The following is a 15,563-nucleotide window of genomic DNA, read 5'->3' on the forward strand; positions in this document are numbered from 1 at the left end:
TTCCCCTTTTATTCCTGGGCCTTTAATCCCATTAAATACTCTGCTAGAGCATCAAGCTGTTCTTCAGACATTTCCGGGTACTTACCAGTCATCATGTTACCTGGTTTGTAGGTTTCTGGATTACGAATCCAATTTTTTAATTCTTTTTTATTATGATCTAAAACACCGGCTACACGAGATCGTTCACCAAAGTTTGACAAGTTTGGTGCTAGACGTGCTGTTTCAGGCATTTTGTTTGATGGTGTAACGGCATGGCAACCAATACAGCTTTGATTAAATATTTCTTGCCCCTGTGCAGCCACAGCACCTTGTGCTTTTTGTGGTTCTTTCACATTCTGCATCGCTGTAATCCAGGCATCAAATTTGTCTCGGCTGATTGCTTTAACTTTAAAGTCCATCAAAGCATGTGATGGCCCGCATAGTTCTGCACATTTTCCATAGAAAAGATTTCCTGCTTCGTTTGATTTTTTATCGTCAAACTCTAGCCAGAATTTATTAACATTTTCAGTATTTGTATCCAGCTTACCACCAACTGCTGGAATCCAAAATGAATGTTTAACATCGGTAGATTTTAAATTAAAATAAACTTTTTCATCCGTAGGGACGACTAAATCCTGACTTGTCACAATCTTCTGACCTGGATATTCAAAATCCCACCAGTATAAATGTGATCGTACGTTTATAACAAGTGCTTTGGAATTTTTCTTATCCATTGGAGAAACATCTGCAAGTTTAAAGGTTGCGGCCACAGTCGGCACGGCAAGAATTAATAGTAACAGAATCGGCACAGCAGTCCAAATAATTTCTAATTTGTGACTTCCTTCTACTTGTTTTGGTATTCTGTCATCTTTTCTTTTAAAACGAACCAAAATCAAAACGAAAATAATCGCAACAATAACGATAACCCCAACCATGATTAAGGTACTTAACTTCATTAAATCATATTGCGTTTCCGCAACTTCACCGGCAGGCTTTAACGTGGAAAGGTACGGTTCGCCACATCCGGAGAGAACAAGCGCTAAAATTCCAAATAACGAAATCAAACGCCACTTTGCAAGCCTTTTCATAGCTTAATCAAACCCCTCTTTCACTAATAAAATTATTTAAAGCATTATGTTGATCAAAGAATTATGTAGTACGATTGCTTCCCTTTAAACAAGAAACAATCATATGCAAAACTAAATTAATGTAACTATAACCATTGCTACAAAAATGATAGTTAAATATTGCAAAGAGTAAACAAACATTAGTTTTGCCCACTTAATGTCATCTTTGATTCTATATCCATAAATCCCTAAAGCAAGCCACCCAATATTTAACACGATGGCCAGAATTAGAAATGGGATTCCTAATTTGGTTAGAAAAAATGGAATAGGCTGAAGTGCAGCTACCCAAAGGATGATGTGAATTTTTGTAGTTTTAAAACCTTTTACTACAGGTAACATCGGAATACCAGCTGCCTTATATTCTTTCACCCTTCTCATCGCCAATGCATAAAAATGCGGAGGCTGCCATACAAACATTAATACGAATAATGACCACGCCATGATGTCAAGATTTGCATCAACCGCTGCCCATCCGATAAGTGGTGGGACTGCTCCTGATATGCTCCCAATAATAGTATTGGAAACTAATTGACGTTTTGACCACAATGTATACAGGAAGACATAGCTAAAAACTCCAAGCAGTCCAATTACTGTTGCAGTTATGGTAGTAAAGAATAAAGACAGTGTTCCCAGTCCAATAAGTAAAATACCTAATGAGAGAACTTTTACTGGACCTACTTTCCCTGTAACGGTTGGTCTTGCTTTTGTTCTTTCCATTAAATGATCAATATCACGATCAACATAATTATTGATTGCACATGACCCGGCAATGATTAAAGATGAACCTACTACTGTAAAAAACACAATATCTAAATTATTTAGAAAACTTTGCCCTGAAAAATGAAGCGCGAGCCATAGTCCAGTAAACGTCGTAATTAGGTTTGAATTTACAATCCCAATTTTGATAAGGGCCATCAAGTCTTTCCATGCTGTGGTTTTTATATCGGAATGCAGGCTTGCCGTACCATTTTCTATGGCAGCTTCTCCAAAAGCCTTAGAGTTTGGCATTTGATTCTCCTCCTAAACCTAAATAACAGTTCAATTTCTTCAATCCGAACAAATAATTAATTATAAAGTGCAGTGAGAATTAAAACACTTTCTCTGTATATTAAATCACACTTTCCGATATTTTTGTGAACTTTTTTTGAATAATTTTAAACTAAATTGTGACAAAGTTCATTTTTGTAAAATATAGTTGCAATTTTTCACAAAAAGCCATACCAATTAAATTTATTATCTCCAAGATTCGTTATAAAACCTTGTATCTACAAAAAAATTCAAAGTTAATTTATATGACTACTAATTAGTAATAATTCTAATTAAACTCCCTCATATATATTTCTAACAGACTCTAATCAAAGTTTCAATGGTTTTCACTATAATAATAGGTTAAACTTTTTATTATTCATCAGCTTTGTTTAATAATAAAAGTTATCTTAAAATCTCTCCTTAATTCCTGTTCATTTTTGAGTTTATTCGTTATTATTAATAGGGAATTTAATTTTCTGATGACTTTTCCATTATTATACTGTCAGGCTTAACTTATGACAAATTTTTGAACTTTTTTAAGAGGTGAATTTTTTGAGGCAATCTTTGAAGTGGTTAGCGGTTGCCACTACCATTGGAATGATTTTTATTTTAATAGGCGGGGCTTTAGTAACAAAGACAGGTTCTGGTATGGGCTGTGGGCGATCTTGGCCCCTTTGCAACGGAAAATTTCTTCCGTTGGAAATAACCCCAGAATTAGTTATCGAACTATCCCACCGACTTGTTTCCGGTGTAGTAGGCATCATGGTTCTTGTACTTTCTGTTTGGTCATGGAAGGCGATTGGCCATATTAGAGAAACTAAATTTCTTTCGTTCCTTTCCTTTTTCTTTTTACTTTTACAGGCACTAGTTGGAGCAGCTGCTGTAAAATGGGGACAATCGGGATTTGTACTCGCTTTACATTTTGGTATTTCACTTATTTCCTTTTCAGCGGTTTTATTGTTAACTCTGCTAATTTTCGAAATTGATAAGAAGTTTGATGCAGAAAAGCTCTATATCGATAAGCGAATGGGCTTTCATATTATCGGGGTCTCCATATATAGCTATCTTCTCATCTACACAGGCGCACTGGTTCGCCACACAAAGTCGAGTCTTGTTTGTCGAGACTGGCCGTTATGTTTAAATGACTCTCCTTCCTTGCCCTCAAACATGTACGAATGGGTACAAATGGGGCACAGAGCCGCTGCCGGTTTAATTTTTATATGGATTGCTTACATCCTTTATTTGGCTGTTCGCCATTACAAAGACCAAAAGATACTTTATTGGGGCTGGATTATATCCTTCATACTAGTTTCCTTACAAGTTATTGCGGGAGCATTGATTATCTTCAGCAGACTAAACCTGTATATCGCCCTCCTGCATGCCTTCTTTATTACGTGCCTGTTTGGCGTCTTAAGTTACTTTATTTTGTTATATTCTAGATCAAAAAGAAATAAACAATAAAAAAGCTGCCAGGGATACCCACTCCCTGGCAACTTTTTGTTTTACGCTTTCGTCAATTCAATTAAGAGGTCACCAGTTAGTATCGCATCCCCATTTGTGACGAAGATATCCTTTACCACACCTGAAAAAGGTGCTTGAACCGTTGTCTCCATTTTCATCGCTTCGGTTATCATTAAATGATCACCACGTTCAACTTTTTCTCCTTTTTCAACGACCACCTTAACTACAGTTCCCGGCATCGTTGCAGCAAGGTGATTTTCGTTTTTCTCATCTGCCTTTAGTCTAGCTACAACCGTAGATTTTACATTCTCATCTTTTATGAATACTTCTCGCGGCTGACCGTTAAGCTCAAAATAAACAACTCTCGTACCATCAGCTCGAGGATGACCCATCGAAACAAGCTTTACAATTAATGTTTTCCCTGTTTCAATTTCAACCTCTATTTCTTCACCCAATCGCATTCCATAGAGGAATGTTGGAGTATCTAATACCGAAATGTTTCCATACTGTTCATCCGTTTTAATATATTCCATAAATACTTTGGGATATAAAGCGTACGAAATAATTTCAAAAGAGGTAACCTGACGGCCAAGTTCTTTGTATAGTTTTTCATTCAGTTTTTCAAAATCAACTGGTTCAAGTAATTCACCTGGACGAACTTCCAATGGTTGTTTACCCTTTAATATGACCTTTTGAAGTTTCTCTGGAAAACCGCCATAAGGCTTGCCAAGAAATCCTTCGAATAATTCCACAACGGAATCAGGAAAATCTAGCATATGCCCCTTTATTAGTACTTCTTCTTCATTAAGATTATTTTGAACCATAAAGAGCGCCATATCACCAACGACCTTTGATGATGGTGTCACTTTAACTATATCCCCGAACATGGTATTAACTCGTGAATACATTTCTTTCACTTCATCCCAACGCTCGCCTAGGCTAACTGCTCTAGCCTGTTGTTGAAGATTGCTATATTGTCCACCCGGCATTTCATGTTGATAGACTTCCGTATGAGGTGAAATCATTCCGCTTTCAAAATCCTGATAATACTTGCGGACATCCTCCCAATAATACGATAATTTTTCAAGTGATTCTATGTTTACTTTAGGTTTACGAGGAGTGCCTTCAAGCGCATAATATAGCGAATTAGCACTAGGCTGTGAAGTTAATGCAGCCATTGTCCCCATGGCAGTATCAACAATATCCACTCCACCGTCAATCGCACGTGCATAAGTAAAGAGACCATTTCCGCTTGTGTCATGTGTATGGAGATGAATAGGAATATTAACCGTTTCCTTTAACTCAGAAACAAGTCTGTAAGCTGCTTCAGGCTTCAATAAACCTGCCATATCCTTAATTCCAAGGATGTGGGCACCTTGTTCTTCAAGTTCTTTGGCCAAGTCCTTATAATAGTGAAGATTGTATTTCGTCCTTGTCCCGTCTAATATGTCCCCAGTATAACAAATTGAAGCTTCAGCTATTTTACCACTTTGACGGACCGCATCAATCGCAACTTCCATTCCTTTAACCCAGTTTAAGCTGTCGAAAATTCGAAAAACATCTATTCCGGCGGACGCAGATTGATCAACAAATTCACGAATTAAATTATCCGGATAATTTTTATATCCCACCGCATTGGCACCACGGATTAACATTTGGAATAATACATTGGGAATCTTCCTGCGCAGTGATACTAATCTATCCCAAGGATCTTCTTTTAAGAATCTATATGCAACATCAAATGTTGCTCCTCCCCACATTTCAAAAGAGAATAAATCAGGCAAAAGTTTTGCAGAAGGCTCAGCAATATGAAGAATATCTGTTGTCCGCATACGGGTAGCTAATAGGGACTGATGGGCGTCTCGAAATGTGGTATCGGTTAATAATACCTGTTTTTGATTCTTGACCCATTCCACAAGTCCTTCGGCACCATACTTATCGAGAATTTGTTTCGATCCCTCTTGATACGGTAAATCATATGGTAAATTAGGAATTCTTGGCTTTGGAAATACCGGTCTTTTCTTCTTTTCAATTCCTGGAAACCCGTTTACAGTGACTGTGCCAATGTAAGACAGCATTTTAGTCCCACGGTCTTTTCGAAACGGAAAAATGAACAATTCCGGTGTTGTATCAATAAATGAAGTATCATATTCGCCGTTCCTAAACTTCTCATGCTTCACAACATTTTCTAAGAAAGGGATATTGGTTTTAATCCCTCTAATCCTGAATTCCTGCAAATTTCGAACCATTTTCGATGCAGCTTGTTCGAAGGTTAAAGCCCATGTAGATAGCTTTACTAATAAAGAGTCATAATACGGTGTAATAACTGCACCTTGAAAGCCATTTCCAGCATCAAGTCGTACCCCAAAACCGCCGCCTGAGCGATAGGCCATAATTTTTCCGGTATCAGGCATGAAATTATTGAGCGGGTCTTCTGTTGTTACCCTTGATTGTATCGCAAATCCATTAATTTGAATTTTATCTTGTTGTGGTATTCCAATAATTGGACCATGTAATTCATGCCCCTCTGATACCAATATTTGTGTCTGGACGATATCGACACCTGTTACCATCTCAGTCACAGTATGTTCAACTTGGACACGTGGATTTACTTCTATAAAATAAAAGTCATTTCCTGAAACTAGAAACTCGACCGTACCTGCATTCAGGTAATCAACATTTTTCATCAGTTTTAAAGCAGCATCACAGATCCTAGTTCGTAATTCATCAGAAATGGAAACACTCGGAGCAACCTCTACGACCTTTTGATGGCGTCTTTGAACAGAACAATCGCGGTCAAAGAGATGGACAATATTTCCATGCCTATCCCCAATGATTTGTACTTCGATATGCTTAGGATTTTCAATTAATTTTTCAAGATAGACTTCATCATTTCCAAAAGCGGCTTTTGCTTCCGATTTTGCCCGAGTGAATGATTCCTGAATTTCCTCAATCTGTTTAACAATCCTCATCCCGCGCCCGCCTCCACCAAGAGAGGCCTTTATGATAATAGGTAACTTATGAACTTCGACAAAATCTTCAACTTCACTAACCTCTGTAACCGGTCCGGGACTGCCTGGAATGACTGGTATCCCAGCAAGTTCAGCCTGATGCCTTGCTTTTACCTTATCACCAAACATATCAAGTTGTGTAATTGACGGACCGATAAATATAATCCCTTCTTCTTCACAACGTTTGGCAAAATGGATATTTTCTGACATAAAACCATAACCGGGATGAATAGCATTTGCACTGCTTTTTTTGGCAATTGCAATAATGCCATCAATGTCTAGATAAGCATCAATTGGTTTTTTTCCTTCCCCAACCAAATAAGCTTCATCCGCCTTATACCGATGATAAGCTCCTGAATCTTCTTTCGAATAAATAGCAACAGTTCGAATATTCAGCTCAGTACAAGCGCGAAAAACCCTTATCGCTATTTCTCCCCTATTGGCAACCAATACTTTATTAATCTGTCTAGTCAATTAAAGCACCTCATATTCTATGTATTTTTAAAAACGCGAAGTGCAAAAATTGTCCTCCGCGTTTTGATTAAATATAGAAAACATTTCCATCCTTTTGTTTTACCTTTTTTTCTATATGTTCCTGTTTATTTTTATATTTACTTTCAAATTTAGTAAACATAGAAACATTCACAAGGATTCCTGTCGCTGCAGCAAGTACCATAAGAGACGATCCGCCATAGCTTATATATGGCAAAGTGACTCCTGTTAGTGGAATCATTCCAGATACTCCTGCTAGATTTACAAATGCCTGGATTCCAATCATACTTGAAATACCAATCGCAAGCAGACTTCCGAAAGGATCCCTGCATTTTAATCCAATATAAATCCCTCTTAAAACAATATAAAAGATGAGTATAATTACGAAACCAACACCCCAAATCCCTAACTCTTCCGCGATTACGGCCATGATGAAGTCTGTATGTGATTCTGGTAAATAGCCTAGTTTTTGGACACTCTTTCCCAGCCCTAGTCCATTAACTCCGCCTGATCCTATGGCTATATATGAGTTGGCAAGTTGAAAACCTTCTTTATTTACCACATCTTCAGCAAATGGGTTTTCTAAAACAGCAAAACGGCTTGCACGCTTTTCAGACAATATTTTATCCTTCGCAACCAAGCCAAGTGGCACCAAAACTATAAGAGCTATTATGACTAATTTTAAAATACTTTTAGGGTTCAGCCCTGAACATAAGGTGATCGTACCAGCAATTGCTGCGATAATAAAAGCAGTACCATAATCAGGCTGCAATATAATAATCCCGCATATGACAAATAAATAAATTAACGGCGGTAGAACGCCTTTATTCAATTGATTAATATACGCTTGCTTTTTTGCGTACACTGCTGCTAAATAAATTATGACCGCAAGCTTGACTAATTCAGCAGGTTGCAGACGAAGTGTGCCGAATTGATACCAACTTTGCGCACCCCCAACAATTACTCCAAAAGGAATTAGCCCTAATAGAATAAGGATTGACCCAAGTACCATCGGAACCTGGAACCACTTTGTAAACTGCATTATCTTATATGGAACAAATGCCGTAAAAAGGAAGATTAGTGTAAAAATCAACAGCCACATTTTTTGTTTTTGATAAAAATAATCGCTTTTTACTTCGTATCTTTGGACGGCCGAAGCCATGCTTGCACTATAAATCATTACAAGTCCAAAAGTACACAAAAGGATGACAGCGACAATTAAGGTATAATCATATGATTTCAATATTTTTTTCAGCATATAGAAGGTCCTCATTTTCAATATTGATTTATATCATTCTATTATAATAGAAAATAAACATTATTACTTGAGGAAAAGTTAATTTGTTACAACAATTTAACAAAGAATATTCTGAAATAGGAAGCAGTAACGCCTGTTGTGTCTTTCTTGGAATAATAAAAAACCCAAACAATGAACATTAATTGTTTGAGTTCTTTTGCTCCTATTTCCTTAATGAGGCATCGTGAAGCGCTGATAATTCACTTTCTAATGCATCTAGGATTGCCTTACCGTCTTTACTATCAATTAAGCCTAATCGTACAGCAAAATCTATTTCTCTTGATAAACCAAACATTTGCGTATCCAATACCTCTTCATAAAGTGGGCATTGAGGCATCGTGAGATTGTCCATTTGCACTTTGATTAGCTTTAATATTTTTTCAGCGTCAGCCTGTAGTAAGGCATATGCTTTTTCCTGATGATTCACGATCATTTCAGACGCCAACATTGATCCCCCCATTTCAGAGCGATAATTCAACTTATCTATAAATTTTACCGTTTACAATGGAAAATTGCAAGAACATAAAGTAGATTACATAAACGGGTTAATCAAAACAGCCGCTGTTTTCAGTATGATCCATCTTCTAACCAAACCAACTTGTACGATTATGACATTTACTCAAAAAAAAGTTATACTAATTAAGCAAGGGTTTAGGGGGAATGAAAATGGAAAATATCATTATCATATCAGGCAAAGTGAAATATTCGATTACACTTGATCCGGGTGTGTGGATTTTTGATGACCGACGCGTTGATTTAACCACCTTTTTTTCAAAAAAAGTAGAGAGTTCCGATCCTTTAGATGAATATACTAAAGCCGTTTCAAAGCATTGGGACCGTGAAATTATCGAGGGAGCAATTTATCCTCCAACATTGAAATCCGAAAAGAAATTTGAAAAGGAAAAGGTGTTGACTGGCACCTTTGGAATTCCGTTGAAGCCTTTTTTATTAAATTCTGAGCCAGCTAGTGATGCTCACACTTTTGTCATCCAGAGCACAGAGGGTGAATATGAGTACCCACTTGAAAAGGCCTATGATTTTATATTAGGATTCTCCAATAAAGGAAAGCCACTATCGGTAGATGGTCCCGTTCATGTCTATTTAGGTGATGGTTCAAATCAACAAAGTCCTATAAAAAATGTAATAAGTTTCATCATAAAATAAGACGGGTGCCTTGGGCGCCCGTTTCTTTTATGAATATTTACAGCAAATCAGCTGCCAATAGTGCCAATCCTGACCTCTCCCCTTTTAATAATTTTACATGCCCGGAAATTACTTGATCCTTAAACTTCTCTACAACATACGTTAATCCATTGTTATACGCATCAAGATAGGGATGGTCTATTTGTTCAGGGTCGCCCATTAAAACGATTTTGCTACCTTCTCCGACACGGGTAAGGATCGTCTTCACTTCATGCTTCGTTAAGTTTTGTGCTTCATCAATAATGATAAACTGCTTCGGTAAACTTCTCCCTCGAATATACGTTAAAGCCTCCACCTCAATTGAACCCATTCCTGCTAAAATAGCATCTAGTTCACCAGGCTTTTTGGTATTGAAAAGATATTCAAGATTATCAAAGATTGGCTGCATCCATGGTCTAAGTTTTTCCTGTTTTTCTCCTGGTAAGAACCCTAAGTCTTTTCCAACCGGTACAATCGGCCTAGCCACTAATAGTTTCTTATATTCCCGGAAATCTTCCGTTTGCATTAATCCTGATGCAAGTGCTAGTAAGGTTTTCCCAGTACCTGCTTTCCCCGTTAAAGTAACTAAATGAATATCCTTCCGAAGTAATAATTCAATGGCCATCGTCTGTTGAACATTCCTTGAATGGATTCCCCACACGTGATCTTGATTTAGTGCTAATTTTTTTACCTTCGTGCTCGTTTTGTCGACCATCCCAATTGCTGATGCTGAACTGCCGAGGGCGTCCTTCATAACGAGAAATTGATTTGGATAAAATGGGTGATTTGCCAGTTCAGAGAGATTTAACTCCCCTTTCTCATAAAAGCGTCCTAATAATTCAATTGGTATCAATACTTCAAAAAAACCAGTGTATATATGATCTATATCTACTACACGATCACTTAAAAAATCTTCTGCCTCTAAACCAATTGCATCCGCTTTTACCCTGACAAGAGTATCCTTACTTACAAGAATAACCTGCTTCCCATTTTCCTTCGTTTGTTCCTCTAAGAATAAATTCTTTGCCACTGCAAGAATGCGATTATCATTTGTTTTTTCAATAAATATATCCTGGAGTTCATGAAAGCTACGATGGTTTAATTCAATTCTAATTGTCCCCCCGCTCTCAAGTGGGATTTTTTCATGAAGCTTTCCTAACGCCCTAAGGCCATCAATTAACCTTGATACATGTCTTGCATTTCTCCCGACTTCATCCATGTACCTTTTCTTTGAGTCCACTTCTTCAAGAACCACTGCAGGAATAACAACTTCATTATCTTCAAAAGAGAAGAGGGAATACGGGTCTTGTAATAAGACATTTGTATCTAACACGTATATCTTACTCAAAGCAACGCCTCCTGCTATACTTGTTGTGGGCTTGCCAACTTGCAAACAACCCTTTTGCTAGATTGGACTTTGGTAAAATATATGTTTATTGGAATAAAGATAGAAGGAGTTCCGCACAATAAATGTTAGTGAGACCATTCAAGACAGAGGATTGATCATAGTTTTATCTCAATTATTTATTAAGATTTACGGAGGTGGATAATACATGAAGAAAGCCTTAATTATCACTACGTTATGTCTGATGATAGCCGGTTGCAACACCAAAAATGATCTGACAAACAATGGGAACGATAAATATGTTAAGGTGAAAAACAGCTATATTAAAAATGTTGACCGGAAATCTGGTCAACAAATCTCCAAACGGTTAGTAAAACTTGCAACCAGTATCCCAAATGTTAACGATGCCACAGCTGTCGTGTTAGGCAGATATGCGATTGTCGGTATTGATGTAAATTCGAAAATTGACCGTTCGCAAGTTGGATCGATTAAATATTCTGTCGCTGAAAGTTTAAAGAAGGACCCATACGGCGCCAATGCAGTCGTCGTTGCTGATGCAGATACCACACAGCGCTTAAAAGAAATACAAGCAGACATCAAAAAGGGGAGGCCAGTACAGGGCATTATGGAAGAACTCGCCGATGTTGCAGGCCGATTAATGCCAGAAATACCCGGAGACTTAATTACACCAAGCCCTAAAAAGGCTCCCGAAAAACCTGATAAAAAACTCCCAGCTAAAGAGGATAAAAAGTTAGAAAAAGAACAAGAAGACCAATCCAACCATTATAAATAAAAATGAGAAAAGCTTAGGGATTCCTAAGCTTTTCTCATTGCTTCCATGACTTGTTTATCTAGCTTTTGGGCAGCGTTTTTATCATAGGTTTTATCATATTGAACGTCAGAGACAATTTTAGACCCATAAAACATAACATCCCTTACCGCAGTAATTGAAACTTCAATCAAAGCAAGTTTCAATGGTACATCCTTCAGACGTTCTTCCTTTACCTGTGCCAGTCCTTGGATTGAATAGGTAGATTCGTTTGCAATCAAATTAATAACCACTTGATTATTTTTACCTAAATTGGCAAGTATCCTCGAACGATTATCTACAGCAAAATAGATTGTACTTTCATCCTTTGCAAGCACCCAGGAAATTGCGCTGATATTTGGCCCCCCTGTTTCATAATCAACTGTTGCCAATGTCACAAACCGCTCCTTTTGCAGTTCATCATATAAAGGCTTAATTAGCTTTGGTTCAACTTGATTCACCATTAAAACATCCCCTTTATTTCTTCATTCACCCTGTTTAAAAACAGATATTCTCATATTACTACTATCCCATGCTTTCATCAAATTAAACCAATTGATTACTTTCAAACTTTCTGCCATGATATAGTAGAGGAAAATAAACGGCTTTAGAAATAGTTAAAGAGGTGTCTTAATGAGAGTTAAATGCGTAATTTGCGATAAAATCGAAGCGATTGAAGATGAATCCTTTGAAGCTAAGCGTCTCCGTAATCGTCCCATCCATACATATATGTGTAAAGATTGTAAAACAAGAATAACTGAAAAAACAAATGCAAGATTTGAGACTGGAAATTTCCGATTATATCGTACAAAATCGGAAGAGGATGACTGGTAAAAAAACGGAAGCGCCTAAAAAAAACCATCATGCACAATCCAAAGCGGAATGTGTATGATGGTTTTTTTTATTCTTCAATTGGGTAGTTCTCATACTTCTCTGGGTCTTGATTAATTTGTTTTAGCATGACTTCAATTAATTCCTGAGGAAATCGAGCTTTTTTTGTTTCTTCCCCCTGCTGATAGGAAACATAATACATGAGATCATCTTTCGTTACCACTAGGTTTGAGAGGTGAAGATCAGTTATCATTTCTTCAAAAAGATTTAGAGTATCTTTTGCTGCTGTGTCATCAGGCCGTTCGTCGCATACAACCTTAATTGTAAGCCAATTATATAGTGTATCCTGTACGGATTTCATTTCATTAAACCCCCGTTATTTCGCTTCAGCCTGATGCTTCTTGGTTTGATGTAAGCGTATTTTATAGATTATCAATAACACCGCCGCACCTGCGAGTCCTTCCGCAATAGGCAGAGCATAAGAAAGAATAAGCATTACAAAGCACCCAATTAAGAGGCAAATATAGATCACAAGGTTTTTCAAAAGAGGCAATTTTTTTGCAAAGCCTAACTTATAGACAACTGCTGCTAAAATTACAATGTAAACATACTGTAACCAAACAGCAGTTTTGACATCTGTTAGCTCAATAAAAAATCTAAGACTGGGAGAGAAACCTTCCATCTTCATGCACTCCTTTTACTTAACTTTGTTCTGCATATTTTTTCTTTTTAGCAGCTTTTTCCCGTTCATTCTTGTCAAGAATTTTTTTACGAAGACGAATCGATTCAGGTGTAACCTCACAATATTCGTCTTCATTTAAATATTCTAATGACTCTTCTAATGTCATGATGCGCGGTTTTTTAATAACAGATGTTTGGTCTTTGTTTGCAGAACGAACATTTGTCGCTTGTTTCATTTTTGTAATATTAACGGTGATGTCATTTTCACGAGTGTTTTCGCCAACGATCATCCCCTCATAAATTTCAGTACCCGGCTCAACAAAAATGGTTCCACGATCTTCAACTTGCATGATACCATAAGTCGAAGCTTTTCCAGATTCCATCGAAACAAGAACACCTTGATGTCTTCCGCCTACTTGACCTGGTAACATTGGCTGGTAGCTGTCAAAGGTATGATTAATAATTCCATAACCGCGAGTCATTGTTAAAAACTCGGTTGTGTATCCAATTAATCCACGAGCTGGTACGTTAAAGATTAAGCGTACTTGACCTGACCCATTGTTTATCATATCAATCATTTCACCTTTACGGGCACCGATTGATTCCATCACTGAACCTGTATGTTCTTCCGGTACATCAATTTGAACTCTTTCAACTGGTTCACTTCGAACACCGTCAATAACCCTAACAATTACTTCTGGTTTTGAAACTTGAAGTTCATAACCTTCACGGCGCATGTTTTCAATCAGGATTGATAAATGAAGTTCACCACGGCCCGAAACAATCCAAGCATCTGGTGAATCGGTGTTATCAACACGTAAGCTTACATCTGTTTGTAATTGTGAGCGAAGTCTTTCTTCAATCTTTCTTGAAGTTAAATACTTCCCTTCTCTACCCGCAAATGGACTGTTGTTTACAACGAAAGTCATTTGCAGTGTTGGCTCGTCGATTCTTAAAATTGGCAAAGCTTCCTGATGTTCTACAGGACAAACGGTTTCACCAACATTTATATCTTCCATTCCTGAAACAGCAATCAAGTCACCTGCTACTGCTTCTTGAATTTCCTGACGTTTTAAACCAAAGAAACCAAAGATCTTGGTAACGCGGAATTGTTTTACCGTACCGTCTAACTTCATGAGGGCTACTTGTTGACCTACATGCATTGTTCCACGGAATACACGGCCGATTCCAATTCTGCCAACATAATCATTGTAATCAAGAAGAGCCACCTGGAATTGCAACGGTTCCTCACGATTATCAACTGGGGCAGGAATATATTCAACAATGCCTTCATACAAGGATTGCATGTTTTCATCTTGCTTTTCAGGATCAGTACTTGAAGTACCATTAATTGCTGAAGCGTAAATAACAGGAAACTCAAGCTGATCTTCATTTGCACCAAGCTCAATAAACAAATCGATTACTTCATCAATTACCTCTGCAGGTCGAGCAAAGTCACGATCAATTTTATTTACAACAACAATTGGAGTTAAATTCTGCTCCAAGGCCTTTTTAAGTACAAAACGAGTTTGCGGCATACAGCCTTCATAGGCATCAACCACAAGCAATACCCCATCAACCATTTTCATAATCCGTTCAACTTCGCCGCCAAAGTCCGCGTGTCCCGGTGTATCCAATATATTAATCCTTGTGTCTTTGTATTGAACTGCGGTATTTTTTGCAAGGATGGTGATTCCACGTTCTCTTTCTAAATCATTGGAATCCATCGCTCGTTCTTCTATGTGCTCATTGGAACGAAACGTCCCTGATTGACGAAGTAATTGATCCACTAACGTCGTTTTTCCGTGGTCAACGTGGGCAATAATTGCAATATTACGTATATCATTTCTTATTTTCAAAAAGTTCCACTCCTACCTATATTGTAAAAATAAAGCTATTTATAGTTTCCCATTTATAACTAAAACATTATACCACAAATAAAGTGGAATCTCCTAACCATTTTATTGTAGAATAAAAATATACTTAAAACAGTGATACTTTAAACTGTATTAATATGATAAAGGGGTATAAAAAATGAAGAATGTGAAATGGCGTTTACTCGTTTATGCAATCCTTGCAGCAACAAGTATCATGGGAATTGGTATTGCAATAAGTGAAAAAAGCATATCAGGAGCAATCGGCTGCATCGTTGCCATTATTGTAATAATGGGAATGGGCTTTAAAACCAAAAGAAAAATGCGTGAAAATGGAGAAATTTAAAAAAGAAGCCGTATCGTAACGGGTTCCGTTATCTGCTTTTGTAATTAAAAATTAGATGGCTCAGTTCACTGAGCCATCTAATTTTTGGTAAAAGGGCGGG

General features: G+C 37.4%; 15 protein-coding genes. 5 read left to right on the forward strand and 10 right to left on the reverse strand.

The window, feature by feature from the left end:
* Positions 1 to 8: 8 nt before the first annotated feature.
* A complete protein-coding gene (gene coxB, locus BDR01S_RS09770; protein WP_066252513.1) occupies positions 9 to 1,067 on the reverse strand; it encodes a cytochrome c oxidase subunit II in 1,059 nt (352 codons plus the stop codon).
* 111 nt (positions 1,068 to 1,178) lie between these two features.
* Positions 1,179 to 2,114 carry a heme o synthase gene (gene cyoE, locus BDR01S_RS09775; RefSeq protein WP_066252511.1) on the reverse strand — a complete coding sequence of 312 codons (936 nt, stop codon included), beginning with the start codon at positions 2,112 to 2,114 and terminating at the stop codon, positions 1,179 to 1,181.
* A gap of 573 nt (positions 2,115 to 2,687) precedes the next feature.
* Here cyoE and BDR01S_RS09780 point away from each other — a divergent pair.
* Positions 2,688 to 3,596, forward strand: a complete 909-nt coding sequence (locus BDR01S_RS09780; protein ID WP_066252509.1) for a COX15/CtaA family protein — start codon at positions 2,688 to 2,690, stop codon at positions 3,594 to 3,596.
* A gap of 41 nt (positions 3,597 to 3,637) precedes the next feature.
* On the opposite strand, the gene pyc is transcribed toward BDR01S_RS09780, so the two are convergent.
* The 3 genes from pyc to BDR01S_RS09795 all read right to left on the reverse strand — a co-directional run bounded on the left by pyc (position 3,638) and on the right by BDR01S_RS09795 (position 8,841).
* Positions 3,638 to 7,081 carry a pyruvate carboxylase gene (pyc, locus tag BDR01S_RS09785; RefSeq protein ID WP_066252507.1) on the reverse strand — a complete coding sequence of 1,148 codons (3,444 nt, stop codon included), beginning with the start codon at positions 7,079 to 7,081 and terminating at the stop codon, positions 3,638 to 3,640.
* A gap of 67 nt (positions 7,082 to 7,148) precedes the next feature.
* Entirely contained in the window at positions 7,149 to 8,357 is a 1,209-nt protein-coding gene (locus BDR01S_RS09790) for an FtsW/RodA/SpoVE family cell cycle protein (protein ID WP_066252505.1), read from the reverse strand.
* Between the two features lie 202 nt (positions 8,358 to 8,559).
* A complete protein-coding gene (locus BDR01S_RS09795) occupies positions 8,560 to 8,841 on the reverse strand; it encodes an Fpa/YlaN family protein (RefSeq protein WP_066259850.1) in 282 nt (93 codons plus the stop codon).
* A gap of 221 nt (positions 8,842 to 9,062) precedes the next feature.
* Here BDR01S_RS09795 and BDR01S_RS09800 point away from each other — a divergent pair, with 221 nt between their 5' ends.
* A complete protein-coding gene (locus BDR01S_RS09800) occupies positions 9,063 to 9,560 on the forward strand; it encodes a hypothetical protein (protein WP_066252503.1) in 498 nt (165 codons plus the stop codon).
* Positions 9,561 to 9,597: 37 nt separating this feature from the next.
* On the opposite strand, the gene BDR01S_RS09805 is transcribed toward BDR01S_RS09800, so the two are convergent.
* The gene (locus BDR01S_RS09805; RefSeq protein WP_066252501.1) at positions 9,598 to 10,926 is read right to left on the reverse strand and encodes a PhoH family protein; all 1,329 of its coding nucleotides are present in this window, start codon (positions 10,924 to 10,926) and stop codon (positions 9,598 to 9,600) included.
* A gap of 205 nt (positions 10,927 to 11,131) precedes the next feature.
* Here BDR01S_RS09805 and BDR01S_RS09810 point away from each other — a divergent pair, with 205 nt between their 5' ends.
* Positions 11,132 to 11,716 carry a YhcN/YlaJ family sporulation lipoprotein gene (locus BDR01S_RS09810; protein ID WP_066252499.1) on the forward strand — a complete coding sequence of 195 codons (585 nt, stop codon included), beginning with the start codon at positions 11,132 to 11,134 and terminating at the stop codon, positions 11,714 to 11,716.
* A 23-nt stretch (positions 11,717 to 11,739) separates the two neighbouring features.
* Here the strand turns inward: BDR01S_RS09810 and BDR01S_RS09815 are convergent, their stop codons facing one another.
* Positions 11,740 to 12,195: a pyridoxamine 5'-phosphate oxidase family protein gene (locus BDR01S_RS09815; protein ID WP_066252496.1), complete on the reverse strand. Its 456-nt coding sequence runs from the start codon at positions 12,193 to 12,195 to the stop codon at positions 11,740 to 11,742.
* A 169-nt stretch (positions 12,196 to 12,364) separates the two neighbouring features.
* On the opposite strand from BDR01S_RS09815, the gene BDR01S_RS09820 reads away from it, so the two are divergent.
* A complete protein-coding gene (locus BDR01S_RS09820) occupies positions 12,365 to 12,565 on the forward strand; it encodes a YlaI family protein (protein WP_066252494.1) in 201 nt (66 codons plus the stop codon).
* Between the two features lie 67 nt (positions 12,566 to 12,632).
* Here BDR01S_RS09820 and BDR01S_RS09825 read toward each other — a convergent pair whose 3' ends face one another.
* From BDR01S_RS09825 to typA, 3 genes are read right to left on the reverse strand one after another with little or no spacing between them, the layout of a single operon-like run.
* The gene (locus tag BDR01S_RS09825; RefSeq protein ID WP_066252492.1) at positions 12,633 to 12,923 is read right to left on the reverse strand and encodes a hypothetical protein; all 291 of its coding nucleotides are present in this window, start codon (positions 12,921 to 12,923) and stop codon (positions 12,633 to 12,635) included.
* Positions 12,924 to 12,938: 15 nt separating this feature from the next.
* Positions 12,939 to 13,244, reverse strand: a complete 306-nt coding sequence (locus tag BDR01S_RS09830; protein WP_066252490.1) for a YlaH-like family protein — start codon at positions 13,242 to 13,244, stop codon at positions 12,939 to 12,941.
* 19 nt (positions 13,245 to 13,263) lie between these two features.
* On the reverse strand, positions 13,264 to 15,102 hold the full coding sequence (gene typA / locus BDR01S_RS09835) for a translational GTPase TypA (protein WP_066252488.1): 1,839 nt from the start codon (positions 15,100 to 15,102) through the stop codon (positions 13,264 to 13,266).
* Positions 15,103 to 15,277: 175 nt separating this feature from the next.
* Between typA and BDR01S_RS09840 the strand changes: the two genes are divergently transcribed.
* Positions 15,278 to 15,463: a YlaF family protein gene (locus tag BDR01S_RS09840; protein ID WP_066252487.1), complete on the forward strand. Its 186-nt coding sequence runs from the start codon at positions 15,278 to 15,280 to the stop codon at positions 15,461 to 15,463.
* The last annotated feature ends 100 nt before the right edge of the window (positions 15,464 to 15,563 follow it).

The organism is Neobacillus drentensis NBRC 102427 (genome assembly GCF_001591445.1).
GTDB lineage: Bacteria > Bacillota > Bacilli > Bacillales > Cytobacillaceae > Neobacillus > Neobacillus drentensis.